Source organism: Amycolatopsis sp. N2S4-7, from assembly GCF_058119595.1.
The window spans coordinates 9,065,189-9,079,556 of the sequence record NZ_CP172299.1 but is presented as its reverse complement, the minus strand read 5'-3'; the positions used below and the strand labels follow the sequence as shown (position 1 = coordinate 9,079,556).

14 protein-coding genes and 1 pseudogene are annotated in these 14,368 nt (G+C 69.2%); 7 read left to right on the top strand and 8 right to left on the bottom strand.

Features of this window, described 5'->3' with window-relative positions:
* Positions 1-38: 38 nt before the first annotated feature.
* Positions 39-425, top strand: a pseudogene (locus ACH54P_RS42685) (GNAT family N-acetyltransferase); the annotation flags it as partial.
* A gap of 25 nt (positions 426-450) precedes the next feature.
* Here ACH54P_RS42685 and ACH54P_RS42680 read toward each other — a convergent pair.
* Both ACH54P_RS42680 and ACH54P_RS42675 read right to left on the bottom strand, forming a co-directional pair.
* The gene (locus ACH54P_RS42680) at positions 451-1,713 is read right to left on the bottom strand and encodes a hypothetical protein (protein ID WP_489908989.1); all 1,263 of its coding nucleotides are present in this window, start codon (positions 1,711-1,713) and stop codon (positions 451-453) included.
* Positions 1,710-2,780 carry a helix-turn-helix domain-containing protein gene (locus ACH54P_RS42675; protein WP_489908988.1) on the bottom strand — a complete coding sequence of 357 codons (1,071 nt, stop codon included), beginning with the start codon at positions 2,778-2,780 and terminating at the stop codon, positions 1,710-1,712. The genes ACH54P_RS42680 and ACH54P_RS42675 overlap by 4 nt, the downstream gene beginning before the upstream one ends.
* Before the next feature lie 354 nt (positions 2,781-3,134).
* On the opposite strand from ACH54P_RS42675, the gene ACH54P_RS42670 reads away from it, so the two are divergent.
* Positions 3,135-3,404, top strand: a complete 270-nt coding sequence (locus ACH54P_RS42670) for a hypothetical protein (RefSeq protein WP_489908987.1) — start codon at positions 3,135-3,137, stop codon at positions 3,402-3,404.
* On the top strand, positions 3,401-4,036 hold the full coding sequence (locus ACH54P_RS42665; RefSeq protein ID WP_489908986.1) for a hypothetical protein: 636 nt from the start codon (positions 3,401-3,403) through the stop codon (positions 4,034-4,036). Before ACH54P_RS42670 ends, ACH54P_RS42665 begins: the two co-directional genes overlap by 4 nt.
* Here the strand turns inward: ACH54P_RS42665 and ACH54P_RS42660 are convergent.
* From ACH54P_RS42660 to ACH54P_RS42645, 4 genes are all read right to left on the bottom strand, one after another.
* Complete coding sequence (locus tag ACH54P_RS42660) at positions 4,033-5,094, bottom strand: thiamine-phosphate kinase (protein ID WP_489908985.1); 1,062 nt, start codon at positions 5,092-5,094, stop codon at positions 4,033-4,035. The genes ACH54P_RS42665 and ACH54P_RS42660 overlap by 4 nt on opposite strands.
* Positions 5,078-5,701, bottom strand: a complete 624-nt coding sequence (dcd, locus tag ACH54P_RS42655; RefSeq protein ID WP_489908984.1) for a dCTP deaminase — start codon at positions 5,699-5,701, stop codon at positions 5,078-5,080. Before dcd ends, ACH54P_RS42660 begins: the two co-directional genes overlap by 17 nt.
* Entirely contained in the window at positions 5,698-6,300 is a 603-nt protein-coding gene (locus tag ACH54P_RS42650) for a hypothetical protein (protein WP_489908983.1), read from the bottom strand. The genes dcd and ACH54P_RS42650 overlap by 4 nt, the downstream gene beginning before the upstream one ends.
* A 146-nt stretch (positions 6,301-6,446) precedes the next feature.
* Positions 6,447-7,676, bottom strand: a complete 1,230-nt coding sequence (locus tag ACH54P_RS42645) for a helix-turn-helix transcriptional regulator (protein ID WP_489916956.1) — start codon at positions 7,674-7,676, stop codon at positions 6,447-6,449.
* 572 nt (positions 7,677-8,248) lie between these two features.
* On the opposite strand from ACH54P_RS42645, the gene ACH54P_RS42640 reads away from it, so the two are divergent.
* From ACH54P_RS42640 to ACH54P_RS42630, 3 genes are all read left to right on the top strand, one after another.
* Positions 8,249-9,505, top strand: a complete 1,257-nt coding sequence (locus ACH54P_RS42640; protein WP_489908982.1) for a bifunctional glycosyltransferase family 2/GtrA family protein — start codon at positions 8,249-8,251, stop codon at positions 9,503-9,505.
* Positions 9,505-11,346 (top strand): ArnT family glycosyltransferase, encoded by a 1,842-nt coding sequence (locus ACH54P_RS42635; protein WP_489908981.1) that lies wholly within the window; start codon positions 9,505-9,507, stop codon positions 11,344-11,346. The genes ACH54P_RS42640 and ACH54P_RS42635 overlap by 1 nt, the downstream gene beginning before the upstream one ends.
* A 146-nt stretch (positions 11,347-11,492) precedes the next feature.
* Positions 11,493-12,542, top strand: a complete 1,050-nt coding sequence (locus ACH54P_RS42630) for a hypothetical protein (protein ID WP_489908980.1) — start codon at positions 11,493-11,495, stop codon at positions 12,540-12,542.
* On the opposite strand, the gene ACH54P_RS42625 is transcribed toward ACH54P_RS42630, so the two are convergent.
* A complete protein-coding gene (locus ACH54P_RS42625; protein ID WP_489908979.1) occupies positions 12,539-12,811 on the bottom strand; it encodes a nuclear transport factor 2 family protein in 273 nt (90 codons plus the stop codon). The genes ACH54P_RS42630 and ACH54P_RS42625 overlap by 4 nt on opposite strands.
* Before the next feature lie 253 nt (positions 12,812-13,064).
* On the opposite strand from ACH54P_RS42625, the gene ACH54P_RS42620 reads away from it, so the two are divergent.
* Complete coding sequence (locus ACH54P_RS42620) at positions 13,065-13,778, top strand: PP2C family protein-serine/threonine phosphatase (RefSeq protein ID WP_489908978.1); 714 nt, start codon at positions 13,065-13,067, stop codon at positions 13,776-13,778.
* A 95-nt stretch (positions 13,779-13,873) separates the two neighbouring features.
* Here the strand turns inward: ACH54P_RS42620 and ACH54P_RS42615 are convergent, their stop codons facing one another.
* Positions 13,874-14,353, bottom strand: a complete 480-nt coding sequence (locus ACH54P_RS42615; protein ID WP_489908977.1) for a DUF2127 domain-containing protein — start codon at positions 14,351-14,353, stop codon at positions 13,874-13,876.
* Between the last annotated feature and the right edge of the window lie 15 nt (positions 14,354-14,368).

Genomic DNA, 14,368 nt, shown 5'->3' with positions numbered 1-14,368 from the left:
CACACTGGTGGTGCCCCGGCGAACAGGAGTTCCTGCCGATGACCGAGCCCTGGATACGGGCGGCCCACTCCGCAGACCTGGTTCCGTTCGCCGCGGCACTGGGCGACCGCCGATTCCTCATCGACCGCCTCGACCGCCAGCGGAAAGGCCGCGGCGTCCTGTTCTTCGCCTGGCTCGACTGCCGGCCGGCCGGAAACGTCTACCTGTGGCTGGAGGAAGCCGAGGAGTGGCCCATCCGCCGGCACCTGCCCGGCGTCGCGCTGCTGACCCACCTGCAGGTCCACGACGACCTGCGCAACCGCGGCGTCGGCCAGGCGCTGGTGGGAGCGGTGGAGCAGCACCTCGTCGAACAGGGCCACGAGCAGGTCGCGCTGGCGGTCCGGACGGACAACCACGACGCGGCCCGCCTCTACCTGCGTCTCGGTTACCGGGACTGGGGCCACGGCGAGATCACTTGCTATGCGCAGAGGCGACTTCCCGGAGGCGGGGTGCTGGAGGAACCGGAGCGGTGTCACGTGCTGGTGAAGGACCTGCCGATACCGTCACCGCCGGCTCCTCGAGACGAGTCACGGGCCGTCGGCGCTTCGCACGGGCATTGATCCCACCGCCGGGTTGCGCGAGGTGATCGACCCCCAACATGGAGAGCACCCCCTTGATTCCCACGCCACGCTGGTCATCGAGTTCGCTGACGTGGTCGCGCCAGCGCCGGGTGTCCTCCTGCCAGGCAGCGAGGTACTGGACGCACAGCTCCGGCTCAATGTGGTGGCTTCGCCCGATCGCCGCCTTCAGCGAGTCGACCATCCTGGCTTTCTGCCCGGGTTCGATCGACGATCGCTCGACTCGGGTGATGGTCGTGAGGATGACTTGCCGACGGTGGGGCAGGAACTCACGCCAGTACTTCTCGTCCGCGTGTTCCAGACCGAGACCGTTGTCCAGGAGGCCGTAGATACCCTCGGCGAGGGTGTCCCCCAGTTCCTCGCTGCGGGCGCGCCGGGCATCGCGGAACGGGTCGTAGGGGTTCTGGACAGCCGTCCCGGTCACCGCCGGTGATCTCAGCGTCCGACCATCGAGCAGGAAGAACCAATCTTCGTTGTAGATGTTGGGGAAGAACGAGCTGAACGCGGGCTTGCCGACCACGAGCGCGCCCCCGCCGATGAAGGTTTCCTGGGCAGCGCCGATCGATCGCAGGGCGTGACACAGGACCGAGTTGTCGGGCATGCCCGCGTTTCGGAGGCCGACCACTTGGTGGTCCTTGAGCAGTCCCGCGGCGGCGGCCAGATCCGCGGGCCTGGGCAACACGATGTCGTCGTCGAGGAAGAGGATCCGTTCCCAGCCCGCGAGCAGGGCGATGAGCAGGCCGAGGTTCCGCTTGAGGCTCGTGTCGACCCTCCGGTGGAAGCGGCTACGGCGAAGCAGCTCATCGGTGGCGAATTTGGGTACGACCGGTCTGGGCAGCAAATCCACCTCGATCGCCGTCACCCGTCGAACGCCGGCGAGCTTCGCCTTGAGGGCCGCGTTCGACGCGTCGGCACGCAAGCTGCACAGCAGCACGAGGTGCGCATTGTTCCGCTTGGCCGCTTTGATGGCCTGCGCCAGGTAGGCGGCCGGGCGTCCGTTGGGCACGATGATCGCGTCCAGCTTTGCCCTCGGTGCTTCTCTGGCCTCGACGCTCGTCAGGAGCCCCGTGTGCGAGATGTGTTGCCGCGCGTTCACTCGGCTTCGGGCCACTCGTGCAGCCGGTTGTCCGCCACCGTCCAGTCCGGGGTCAGACCTCTTCCGCCCAGCACCGGCACCCGGCTGATGATGCTGAACGACTCCGCTCCACCGAACCGGCTCCGGAGGTGCTCCTGGTTCCGATCGCGGAACCGCTCGTCCGTCAGGGCTCGTACCGCGCCCAGCGTGCCACGACCGTACATACCATTGCACACGGTCACAGTGCGCTTCCGGTTGAACGGACTGACGCCCCGGTAGAAATGTGCCACGTCTTCCAACAGGTGACCTTCGCTGTCCAGCTGGGGTGGGAAGAGCACGGACCCGCTCTCGCGCCGGACCAGGAACCCACCGGGTTCGCTGGTCGGCGCCTGGTCGTTCCGGGCGACCTGTTCGACCGGGAGGTCCACGCGCTCGATGACGTCGCGGGTCACGCTGTTCCAGTCGACGCCACCCAGGAGTACGAGGTGCGTCGTGTAGTCGTCGGGGGTCAGCTCTTCCGTCGTGTGGAAGCTGACGCGGTGCTTGGGGTTGACAGACCTTATGTGACCGAACAGTTCGATCAATGCGTCGGGGTCGGCATACGTGTACAGCGAGACGAAGTCGGCGCTCTCAGGATCCGCGTACGTCAGGTGTTGCCGCAGCTCCGGGGGCAGCTGGGCGCAGACGATCGTGACGTCCTCGTTCTCCGGGAAGCGCCAGACGTCGGCCTCGTGGTCGGCGGCGCGCTCACGCCCGTCGCGGAGCCAGAGCAGCTCCTCGAGCAGCGAGTCGTGCCGCCGGCGCTCCTCGTCCGTCAGCTGGTCGAGTGGGAGGACTCGCACGAGCTCGCCGCTCACGGACCGCCGCGTGGCGAACAGCGTCGCGTAGGCGTTCAGCCGCCGGATCGGTGGCGCGACGGGTTTCTCGGCGTTCTCCCAGGAGGAGATGAGCGAGATGCTGAGGGGCTTGCTGCCGCCGAGCGCGTGAGCGAGCTGCGCCTGGGTGATTCCCGCGTCGGGCCACTGCTCCTCCCGCAGTGCGCGCAGACGCCGGGCGAGCGCGGGACGGCGCGACTCGGCTGGGGACACGACTCCGCCGCCCTTCAGTAAATTTCAGTGGCGTGAGCAGAGGCACAATTGTACACACGAACGGACGAGTTGAGTCCGCCGACCCGCCGCCGTCGTCACGGAACGCTGGTTGGTCGAGGTTTTCCCGGCAGCGAACAGGTAACACCGCCTTCTCCTCGGTTGCTCCAGCCTACTCCAGCACTTACAGTCGATTTCACTGAATTTAGATAAATCAGGCTGAAGAGCTGCAGGTGGCTGTACCACCCGCACGGGCTTCGGCGTTTCGCGAACTGGATCCCGCCTTGTGAGTCAGCTGGCACACGGGACGGGACGACCCGGAGGTTTCCTGGATCCACAGCAGAGGGAGGCGTACTCATGGACCCCTACACCACCGCTCCGCGCAGCCGCTGGCGCCGGGGCGTCTACGCGGCCGGTCTGGTCATTCCCTTCACCGCCTCCCAGCTGTGGGCGCTGCTCGTGCTGCTGCGGCTCGCACCGCTCGACGGGCTCGTGGGTCAGGCCTTCGTGCTGGTCCTGCTGGGTTCGGTCGTCGCGATCTGGGCGGGCTGGCGCTGGACCTGGCAGCTCGGCAAGGACCGGGACCGGCGGCCCGGGGCCGCCGCCAAATCGAGGATCCCGTCATGACGTCCGGGCCGGCGATCGTCGCGGCCCTCGTGGCGGGCATCGCCGTCGGACGTCTCACGCGCCACCTCGGCGGCGCCCTCCGCCGCCGGTTGACCGGAAGGAGCACGGAAATGACCAGCAGGCACGCCCCCACGCGGCCGTCGTTCCCCGTTCGGCTTTACCACTGGCGGTGGGAAATCCTGGCCGTGACGCTGCTCCCCTACGGCGTGGTGACGTTCGCCCTGTGGGCCGGCCCGCTGTGGGCGACGGTGGTCCTCGGCACCGCCCTCGGCCTGGCGGTGTTGTACCGCCGCCGGGTCCGGGACCGCATCCGCGCCGTCGTGCTGCAGCACCGCCTGCGGGCGACGTTCCCGCAACTGCCCCTCCCGGGCGGCCACCGCCCGGCGATCCTGTGGAGCCGCCCCCGCGGCGGCGACATCGTGGTGTCGCTGTTCGGCCGCGAGGCGTTCGAGCACCTGCACCGCAACCGCTCGGTCCTGGCGGCGGCGTGCTCGGTGCCGGAGGTGTACGTGGACCGCCACCCGAGGTACGCGAGCCTGGTGACGCTGACGATCAGCCCGACGCCCCCGAAGCACGAGCCGGGGCGGACTTCCCTGCCGAGCAACGTCGTGCCCCTGCGGGCGCACAGCTAAGGCGCCGAGACGCCCAGCACGTCGGCGAGCAAGGCGGACAGTTCGCCGCCGTGCCACGAACTGGCCGAGAACCGCTCCTGGGCGCCCCCTTGCCACTGCACGGTGTTCTCGCCGGTCCGGAGGGTGAGGCCCTGCTCCACGGGGACGAAGGCGCCGATATCCCGGACGTCGGCGACCCCGTGGAGCAGCTTCTGGATCCGCTCGACTTCCACGGTGGAGGGGGCAACGGCGACCAGTGACCAGTCCCCCCAGGTCTGAGCCAGGTCGAACGGCTCCAGCCCGGCTTGTTCCGCCACCTCCGTGACGGCGGGATCGAGCCGGATGTCCGTGGTGATCGTCGCGCCGAGGCCATTGGCGTCGCACAAGGCGCGAACTGTCGCGAACAACCCGTCCGACACGTCCATCGCCGCGCGGGCCACCTCGTGATCCGAAAGGAGCCGGCCAGCGCTGATCTGGGCCATCGGGTGGCAGGCGCGTTCCCAGACGGCCTCGGAGTCCGAAATCTTCGCGTACCCGGCTTTCAGCAGGGCAGCCGCCCAAAGGTAGCCCGGTGAACCGATCAGCAACAGGCGGTCGCCCTCTTTCGCTCCGACCCGTCTCAGCCGCTTTCCTGGGGCACAGCAACCGATCGCCGTCGCGGAAAGATGGGTCACCTCGCCGTCGCGCAGGTCGCCGCCGACGACCCGGGTGCCGTGTTCGGCACAGCACTCGTCGACTCCGTCGAGAAGTCGCTCGAAGTCGCCTACTTTTGTGCTCGTCGGCAGCGTGTAGGTCGTCAACAGGCCGAGAGGTCTGGCGCCGGCGGCCGCAAGATCGGACAGGTTGATCGTCGCCAGCAACCAGCCCTTCCGATACCAATCGGGAACGTCGAGGATGTTCACCAGCGGTGTCGGACAGACATCGGTGGTGGCGACCAGTTCGCAGGGTGATTTCAGGAGCCCCAGCATGGCACTGTCGTCGCCGAAACCCTCCGTATCACCGTAGCGGGGTTCGAGCACATGCTCCTGGATCCCTCGCTCGCCGAGGTCACCCAGCCGGACCTCACGACTTGCGGACATGGTCGGCCAATCGTGACGCCGCGACGGCGTGGTCACTGGAGTAGTTGTGCGGCATGGCACCGTATGGCAGGGCACTTCCCGCGGAGGCGAACAACATCAAGTTGCAGATCCGGGTGGCCGGGTACAACAGGACGGGGTGCCGAAGGTGGTTGACGATCTCCAGCGTGAGCACCGCGCCCTTCTCCTGACCGAAGCCGGGACTGACTTGCCCGCAGAGCACCACGCTGATACCGAGCCGGGCGTAATCACTGGTGCCGTCGACGAGCCCGGCGAGGTTCTCGGAAAGACCGATCTTCTCCAGCGTCGGCGCGAGCACGACTTCGCCGGGCTCGACGGGCAACCGGCCCCGCGCGTCGAGATCCCGGGGAACGAGGGCCGGGTAGGTGGACCTCTCGGCGATGTCGACGGGCCCGGAGGAGACCAGGCCGAACGCCTCGTACCCGAGCCGCAGGCTCAGCGCGGCCGGCCGTACCAGCGCGGGGTCGAACGGATCCACCCGCAGGTCGCCGGAGTCGAGGGCGCGGCGGATGGCCTGGTCCGTCAGGACGCCGAAGCGCCTGCGCTGGAGGGGGACACGGTGCGCGCCAATCGGCGTCGGCGACGTCACGGATCCCCCCGGCGAGATGCGGTCAGAACGTCCCTCGCGAGCAGACGGAAGTCTTGTACCGAAAGGGGCAGGTTCGGCTGTTCGTCACTCGCGTGCGGTTTGCAGTAGACGACGGTTGCGGGGGTCCGCAACGGCCCCTGGACCACCAGAGTCGCCGTGAGACCACCATCGATCGGCCGCGCGGTGTGCACGACCGACGTGTCGCAGAAGTACACGTCGCCTTGCTGCGCATACGAAGTGGCGACCTGCTCGAGCCGCGCTTCGCCGTCCGCGACAAGAGCGGCGGGATCCTTCGGGTCGGTTCCGTAGCGGTAACGCCGGTACAGCGGGCCATCCTCGGCGGTTTCGGCGAATTCGACCATGTGCATGCCGGTTCCCGCCAGCACTTGCGAGGCGAAGTCCCAGCGGTGACTGTGGGGGTTCGGCTCGCCGATCGGCGCGGTTTCGCCCGCGGGCCAGACGTGCAGCCTGATCCGGAAGTCCCGTTCCGGCGAGGCGATCAGGACGAGTTTCGCGAACCCGTTCGGGTGCCAGTACGACCGGCTCGCGACCTCGGCTGCCGCGACGTCGTCGCGAGTCAGGTCCGTCAGCAAGGCCATTGTTCGGCTCGATTCCCTGGTGACCCGCTCCGCGGCTTCCATCAAGCGCGTCCGGTCGGACCGGTCGCCGTCCGAAACCCGGGGCTCCACGAGCTCCCGCGGGAGCCTGCGCGCGGCGATGTGATCTGCGGCAGGGGACGTCGTGCTCATCGAGGGAGTTCTCTATTCGCGGGCGGCGGATTCAGGGACGGAGCGGCGAAGGCCACTGCGGCAGCCCGCAGGGCCGTCACAGCGTCGAGAGTCATCCAGATCGGGAGGTCTCCACTGCCCCAGGCCCACAGACCGACACCGGCTTCGTAGCGTTCCCACAGGGAGCCGAGCGCGCGGTTCAGCCGCCCAATGGGCACGGACGGTGCTTCCGCCAGCGCTTGGACCACCCATGCCGACGTGAAGTGTTTCACCGCAATACGGACGGGCGGCCGGTCGTCCGGCTGCGCCAGGCCAAGGTCTTCGGCAACGCCGTCGTCCGGGCGAGTCCGCTCGATGAGCCACTGCGTGCCCCCCTCGACGGCATCCTCGACGTCAGCGCGGTCTTCACCCCCGCGGAGCACGGCCCGCAGGGCCACGACGGCCCTCGCGGTGTGCGCCACGGACGGCATCGGCGCCACCAGTCCCGGTTCCTTCTTCTCGCCCCATAGGGGGACATTGTCGAAGTGGAGCCGGGCGGCGAGGAGGTCGTCCGTCAGCCGGCGGGTCAGCGGACTGTCGGCCCCAAGCCGGGCCGAGGTGCGCAGCGCAGTCGACAGCAGGAACGGCCGGGTCCGGCTGTAGTTGTCGAGCGAATGCTCGAGGTACTTCCGTGCTTCGTCGGCCGAGAGGACGGTGCTGGCTTGCAGCAACGCGTCGACGACCGCCGCGGTGACCTCGGGGCGGCGACCCGCGGATCGGCCCTGCCAGCCGACCTCGGAACGTTTGGCGTAGAGGTTCTCGATGACCGGGTGTAGGTCGATGTAGGGCTCACCCAACGCCACCATGGTGCTCACGCCGAATGCGGTGGAGAGCGTGGTCTGCCGGCCACCGCTCTGGAGGTTGTGCCGCCAGCCGACCGCCCGGCCGTCCTCATCGCGGATCAGGTGCTCGGCGAGGCGGTGTCCCGCCCGCCGGAAGACGTCGCGAAGAGAGCCGCCTGTCTCGAGGACCCCACCAGCCGACGGCACGGCCGATCGGGCCGCTTCCACCAGCTCGACCAGGGCATTCGCTGCGCGGAAGTGATCATCGAGCAGTCGGGTGTTCTCCGCCGACGGAAGGTAGCGCCCGGCCTCCCACTGGGTGAGGTTCGCCCGGCTCACCCCAACGACCCGGGCCACGTCCGCCTGGGTCTGCCCGGCGAACTTCCGCAACCGGCGCAGCTCCACGCCGACCTCCTCAGCCGACACCTTCTTCACGTCGGTACCGATCGGCCGCAACTCAGGGAACCGAGAATGTAGGTAACCGCCAGTCATTTCGCCTACCTACTGAGGTAGGCGACTGTAGGGAGGTGACAGTTTGTGGACACAGAGCGCACCTTATCCCAACTGTGGCTCTTTGTTGGTGCGGACCTGTCCTGACTCGCCCGAACGGCACGAACCAGCAGCTCAAGCACATCTTTATCCCACGCGGGCCCGCGACCGTGCGCAGCTGGAGCGCTACTCAACGGTCCCGATGGGTTTCGAAGGCGGCAGGATGCAGGATCACAACCCTGCCTACGTCCTGCCAACGTGGTTGGTTCGTTCGCCTGGTGGACCGCCTTACGCTCGGTGTTCGCCGGTGAGGCGGACCCGCGCGACTGCGTCGCCGAGAGCCTCGCCGCCGAAGAACACCCACCAAGCGGCCCAACCCGATGTTGTGGCTCTACCACTGGCGCTACGAGGTCTTCGGCGGGACGGTTGTGCCACGGGGACGCGCACCGCACAGCAACCGCACAGAGAGAACACACGATCACCAAAGCGGGACCGGCGACGGTGGTCCCATGACAGCCACCGCCTCCGCAGCACGGCCCGGGACCGTCCCGGTCGATCTGGCCGGCCCGCAGCCTGTTCTCGACGTCGTCATCCCGGTCTACAACGAAGAGACCGACCTCGAACCGTGCATCCGCCGGCTGCACGACCACCTGGCCGAGCACGTCTCCTACCCGTACCGGATCACCATCGCCGACAACGCGAGCACCGATGCGACGCTGCAGGTGGCCGAAAGACTGGCCCGGGAGTTCCCCGAGGTGGCCGTCCACCACCTCGACGAGAAGGGCCGCGGCCGCGCGCTCAACGCCGTCTGGCGAGCCTCCGACGCCGCCGTCCTCGCCTACATGGACGTCGATCTCTCCACCGATCTCGCCGCGCTGGGGCCGCTCGTCGCGCCGCTGCTGTCCGGGCACTCCGACCTCGCCATCGGCAGCAGGCTCGCCCGGGGGGCGCGAGTCGTGCGGGGGCCGAAGCGCGAGTTCATCTCCCGGTGCTACAACCTCATCCTCCGCTCGACGCTCGCCGCGAAGTTCAGTGACGCCCAGTGCGGCTTCAAGGCCATCCGCGCCGACGTCGCTCGCGAGCTGCTGCCGCACGTCGAGGACACCGGCTGGTTCTTCGACACCGAGCTGCTCGTCCTGGCGCAGCGCGCCGGGCTGCGGATCCACGAGGTGCCCGTCGACTGGGTCGACGACCCGAACTCGTCGGTCAACATCGTCAAGACCGCGACCGCGGACCTCAAGGGCATCGCCCGCGTCACGAAGGCCACGTTCACCGGCGAGATCCCGATCAGCAGGCTGCGCGAGCAGCTCGGCCGGCAGCCGATCGGCGTCGACGCGCCCGGGGTGCCGCCCCGGCTGGTGACGCAGCTCGTGCGGTTCGCCGCGATCGGCGTCACCAGCACCCTCGCCTACCTGGTGCTGTTCCTGTTGCTGCGCACCGCCGTCGGGGCGCAGCCGGCGAACTTCGCCGCGCTGCTGGTGACGGCGATCGGGAACACCGCGCTGAACCGGCGGCTCACCTTCGGCATCCGCGGGCGCACGGGCGCCGGGCGCCACCAGTTCGAAGGGCTGATCGTGTTCGGCCTCGGGCTGGCCCTGACGAGCGGTTCGCTCGCCCTGCTCCACGGATCCACCACCCCCGGCCTGGTCCTCGAGATCACCGTGCTCGTGCTGGCGAACCTCGCCGCCACGGTGCTCCGGTTCCTGCTCCTGCGCGGCTGGGTGTTCAACCCCCGCCGCCAGGCCGCCACTCAGAAGGAGTACTGATGACCGCCGTCCTGCCCACTCCGGTCACGCAAAAACCCAAGCACCGCAAGGAGTCCGACGCGCACGCGCCCCCGCGCTGGGTCCGCCCGGCGGTGTTCGGGCTGCTGGCCGCGACCGCGGTGCTGTACTTCTGGAACCTCACCGCGTCCGGCTACGGCAACTCGTTCTACGCCGCGGCCGTGCAGTCCGGGACGCAGAGCTGGAAGGCGTGGCTGTTCGGGTCGCTCGACTCGGGCAACGTGCTCACCGTCGACAAGCCGCCCGCGGCGCTGTGGGTCGGCACGGCGTTCGCCCGGATCTTCGGGTTCTCCAGCTTCACCGTGCTGGCGCCGCAGGCCCTGATGGGTGTCGCGTCCGTCGGGATCCTGTACCTCACGGTCAAGCGGACCTCGGGCCCGGTCGCCGGGCTGATGGCCGGCGGGGTGCTCGCGGTGACGCCGGTCGCGGCGCTGATGTTCCGGTTCAACAACCCGGACGCGCTGCTCGTGCTGCTCATGGTCGCGGGTGCCTACTTCGTCGTGCGCGCCACGGAAAAGGCGAGCCCGCGCTGGCTCGCGCTGGCCGGGGCCGCGGTCGGGTTGGGCTTCCTGACGAAGATGATGCAAGCGTTCCTGGTGCTGCCGGCGTTCGGCGTCGTGTACCTGCTCGCGGCGCCGACGTCGCTGGGCAAGCGGCTGCTGCACCTCGGCGGCGCGGTGGTGGCGCTGGTCGTCTCGGCGGGCTGGTTCATCGCGCTGGTCGACTTGTGGCCGGCGTCGTCGCGGCCGTACATCGGCGGGTCCGAAGGGGACAGTCTGCTCGAACTCGCCTTGGGCTACAACGGTTTGGGCCGCATCTTCGGCGGCGAGGGCAACGGCGGCACGGGCGGCGGCGCGATGGGTGGCGGCAACACCGGGTTCGGCGGGTCGACGGGCCTGTTCCGGATGTTCGGGTCGAGCTTCGGCACCGAGATCTCGTGGCTGCTGCCCGCCGCGCTGATCGGGATGGTCGCCGGGCTGTGGTTCACGCGCCGCGCGCCGCGCACCGACCGGACCCGGCCGGCGCTGGTCCTGTGGGGTGGCTGGCTGGTCGTGACGGCGTTGGTGTTCAGCTACATGAGCGGCACCGTGCACCCGTACTACTCGGTCGCGCTCGCCCCGGCGATCGCCGCGCTGGTCGCGATTTCGGGCCGCGCGCTGTGGCAAGGCCGGGAGAACCCGGCGCCGCGGGCGGTGCTGGCCGGGATGGTCGTGGCGACGGCGGTGTGGTCGTTCATCCTGCTCGACCGGACGCCGGACTGGTTCCCGGCGCTGCGCTGGATCGTCGCGGTGCTGGGCGTGCTGGTCGGCACGGTGCTCGTGATGGGCGTGCCGTCGCTGAAGAAGGCCGCCACCGTCGTGGCGGCGACGGTGGTCCTGACGGTGGGCGTCTCGACCGCGGCCTACGGCGTCACGACGGCGTCGGTGGCGCACAGCGGCTCGATCCCGACGTCCGGCCCGACGTCGAGCGCGATGGGCGGCGGCTTCGGCGGCGAGGATTCGTCGTCGAGCGCGATCGGTGCGCTGCTGGCGAAGACGACGACGAAGTGGGCCGCGGCGACGACGGGTTCGCAGAGCGCGGCTTCGCTGGAACTGGCCAGCGGCAAGGCGGTGATCGGCATCGGCGGCTGGAGCGGTTCGGACCCGGCCCCGACGCTGGCGGAGTTCAAGGCGTACGTGGCCGCGGGCGAGATCAAGTACTACATCGAAGGCGGCCGCGGCGGCGGGCCGGGCGGTGGTTCTTCGGAGATCACGGCCTGGGTGACGGCGAACTTCACCGCCACGACGGTCGACGGCCAGACGGTCTACGACCTGCAGAGCTGACGGGCACGCGAAGGGCCCTGGCTCCCGGAACCATCCGGGAGCCAGGGCCCTTCGCCTGCGTGCTACCGGCCGACACCCGCTTGGCGGGCAGACATTCCCTGACCGGTGGCTTAGCATCATTCGTTCGCCGCGCGGGGAGGAGCAGCGTGATCGGTCTCGACCGCTCCGAAATCCACCTCGCCCAAGAACTGCAGCAAAAGGGACTTTCCCGCTCGGCATCGATCCTGGCCATCATCATGGCCACCCGCGGCTATTCACGGTCGGAAAACGATCTCATCGAGATAGTCCGGCAGTACCCGGGCTTGGAATCGGCGGAAAAGGCGCGCGATGCCGTGGGCGAACTCCTCGGGCTCGGCTGGTTGATTCCGCTGGAGGTGTACGGCAAGCGATTGACCGTCCAGGCCCCGGCTCTCCGTTCTTTGATCGCCGCTCACCTGGGGCAGCCCGACGTCGAGAAGCAGCTTTCCCGGTTTCGCGTGGACCTCGGCGCCTACGTCAAGGTCGTCGGCCCGATGCCGGAACCCGCCGTCTTCCATTCCTACCTGCGGCTGCTCGAATCGGCGCAGAACGAGATCTGCCTGCCGATGCTGGTCACCGCACCCTACGAGGACACCGTCGAAGTCCTGCGCGATCGCGCGAAGGCGGGAGTGCGGGTCAAAATCCTGCTCGCCGAACCGGCCCTCGCCGCGAAGATCAGGTCGGCGAACGTGCAGGCGATTTCGGCGGAACGGATCCGGGGGTGGCAGCAAAACTTCCGCGACTGCCCCCGCGCTTCCGTTCGCCTGTGCCGGAACGCCGAAGACATGGAACTGGCGACATGCTTCTCCGTGGACGGCCGGACTGTGCGCTTCGACATCTACGATCCCTACGGGCAGCAAAGCCTCGAAGGGATCATGCTGGAAGTCGCCTCGCCGCAGGGTCTGACCCCCAACTTCGTCCGCATCTTCCTCCGGCTGTTCGATGACGCCTGGTCGCGCTCGGTCGGCGTCGGCGTGCTCGCCCGGATTCTCCGCGTGCTGCTGGGGTCGTGGAAGCTGGGGATCGCGGTCATCGCGCTCACGCTCGCGTTCCTGCCGGTGCAGCTTCCGCACTGGTCGGAGATCCTGATCGGCGTCAGCTGCGGGATCGCCGCGCCGTTGATCGTCGAGGAAGCTCCCAAGGCGGCTCGCCGGTTCCGACGGCGGAAGACCGGCTAAACCCGCCGGAGGTGGTGGCTGACGTCGCCGATGAGGTCCACCGTTGCCCGGCGCTCCGTGAAGTGCCACTTGCCGGAACGGCGGGTGAAGCTGTCCTCGTACCGGCCCGCCGCGATCGTCTGCAGCGGCAGTCCCGGGACCGCCTGCAGCACCGTGAAGTAGGCCCGGCCCACCGCTGTGCCGAAGGACACCTCCAACGCGATGTTCGTCGTCACGTGCTTCGTGCGCGGTGTTCCGTCCTCGTACACGATCACCGATCCGCGCAGCATTCGCTCGACCTCCGCCGCTCCTCGCGCCGGTGTGCCGCTTCCCACGAACGCCCCCCTCCGCGAACAACGCGCCCACGCCGGCGAAGTCGCCCGCGTCGACCAGGGACGCGTACGCGGCGATCAGGTTCTCGAGTTCCCGGTAGTCGTTCACCGGGAAGATCGTACCGAGCCGGCACCGACGGCACAGGAAAGTCTCAGACGGCCCACAGGTTCGGCGCGGATCATGGAGGACAGAGGGGACGAGGAGGCCGCGATGATCACGACACGTCCGGGTTACCCGCGCTGGCACACCGCGAGCGCCCAGGGGCCGCGCTCGCTCAACGCCGATGCCGTCGGGGCGTACGCCGCCGCCGGGGGGCCGGGCATCGTTTTCGCACTGGCCGATGGGGTCGGGGATGATCCCGCCGCCGCCCGGGCCGCGCGGACCGCCGCCGCGGCCGCCGCTCGTACTCCTGTCCACAAAGGACCCGTCGAGGCCGTTCTCGCCGCGCAGCGCGCCGTCCGCGAGCAGACGCTCGGGGACGCCGTGCTCGTCGTCGCCATGCCGGCCGAGCACGGCGGGTACCGCATCGCCTGGGTCGGCGACGCCCGCGCGTACGCCTGGGACGGCACCACGCTCAGCCGCCTGACCACCGACCACACGCTCGCCGAGTACTTCCGGGCCCGCCACCAGCCGGTGACGCCGCGGATGGAGCACGTGGTCACGACCAGCGTCCGGACCGCCGAAGAGCACGAGATCGCCACGGTGGAGACGACGAGCGCGGGCCTGCTGCTGACCAGCGACGGCGTGCACAAGCCGCTGGCGGGCAGCGGGATCCGGGCCGTGCTCGCGCAGCCGGGCACCGGCGCCGCCGAACTCGTCGACGCCGCCCTCGCGCGCGGCGGCTCGGACAACGCGACCGCCCTCTACGTCGAACCCCTGGAGGCGGCCGACAACACGACGGTCCGATTTCCCGTCGCCGCGTGAACCCTAGGGCCTGTCCTCAAAGCTGGGTGGGTGATGCCCGCGGGTGGAGGACCGGCATCCCCGAACGCCGGTCCTCTGGTTCAAGGACCAGAACCCTAGGCAGCGCGCTTCAGCTGCCGGTACTCCCGCAGCACCAGGACGATGATCACGACGTCGAGCGCGGCGAAGAACGGCAACGCGATCGAGTGGGTGTGCACCGCCCGGACGATCTCGTAGACGACGAACGCGGCGAGGATGACGGCCGCGACCGGGTAGGCGCGGACGATCTTGCGCGCCAGCGCCCACACCAGGCCGAGCTTGATCAGCCCGTGGGCGAGCAGGTACGCGACGGCGAACGTCTTCGTGTCGCCGTGGAGGAAGTTCTCCGTCGCCGACTGGAGGTGGCGCGCCAGTGTGCCCGACGGGTCGCCCAGGAGGTCGCGGGTGATCACGGCGTGGGTGAACCCGCTGACGGTCGACGCCGGGATGAACGCGAGGATCAGCGCCCCGACGACCTGCAGCGCGCCGTCGAGGCCCTTGATGGCGATCGCGATCCGGAAGAACCTCTCGGTCGCCGTCGTTTTCTGGTCGGACATGCCCCCAGCTCAGCA

Bases quoted from the DNA above. Each gene is read 5' to 3' on its own strand.
- ACH54P_RS42670 (WP_489908987.1), top strand. From the start codon at position 3,135: ATGGACCCCTACACCACCGCTCCGCGCAGCCGCTGGCGCCGGGGCGTC.
- ACH54P_RS42665 (WP_489908986.1), top strand. From the start codon at position 3,401: ATGACGTCCGGGCCGGCGATCGTCGCGGCCCTCGTGGCGGGCATCGCC.
- ACH54P_RS42660 (WP_489908985.1), bottom strand. From the start codon at position 5,094: ATGTCCGCAAGTCGTGAGGTCCGGCTGGGTGACCTCGGCGAGCGAGGG.
- ACH54P_RS42650 (WP_489908983.1), bottom strand. From the start codon at position 6,300: ATGGCCTTGCTGACGGACCTGACTCGCGACGACGTCGCGGCAGCCGAG.
- ACH54P_RS42640 (WP_489908982.1), top strand. From the start codon at position 8,249: ATGACAGCCACCGCCTCCGCAGCACGGCCCGGGACCGTCCCGGTCGAT.
- ACH54P_RS42635 (WP_489908981.1), top strand. From the start codon at position 9,505: ATGACCGCCGTCCTGCCCACTCCGGTCACGCAAAAACCCAAGCACCGC.
- ACH54P_RS42625 (WP_489908979.1), bottom strand. From the start codon at position 12,811: ATGCTGCGCGGATCGGTGATCGTGTACGAGGACGGAACACCGCGCACG.
- ACH54P_RS42620 (WP_489908978.1), top strand. From the start codon at position 13,065: ATGATCACGACACGTCCGGGTTACCCGCGCTGGCACACCGCGAGCGCC.
- ACH54P_RS42615 (WP_489908977.1), bottom strand. From the start codon at position 14,353: ATGTCCGACCAGAAAACGACGGCGACCGAGAGGTTCTTCCGGATCGCG.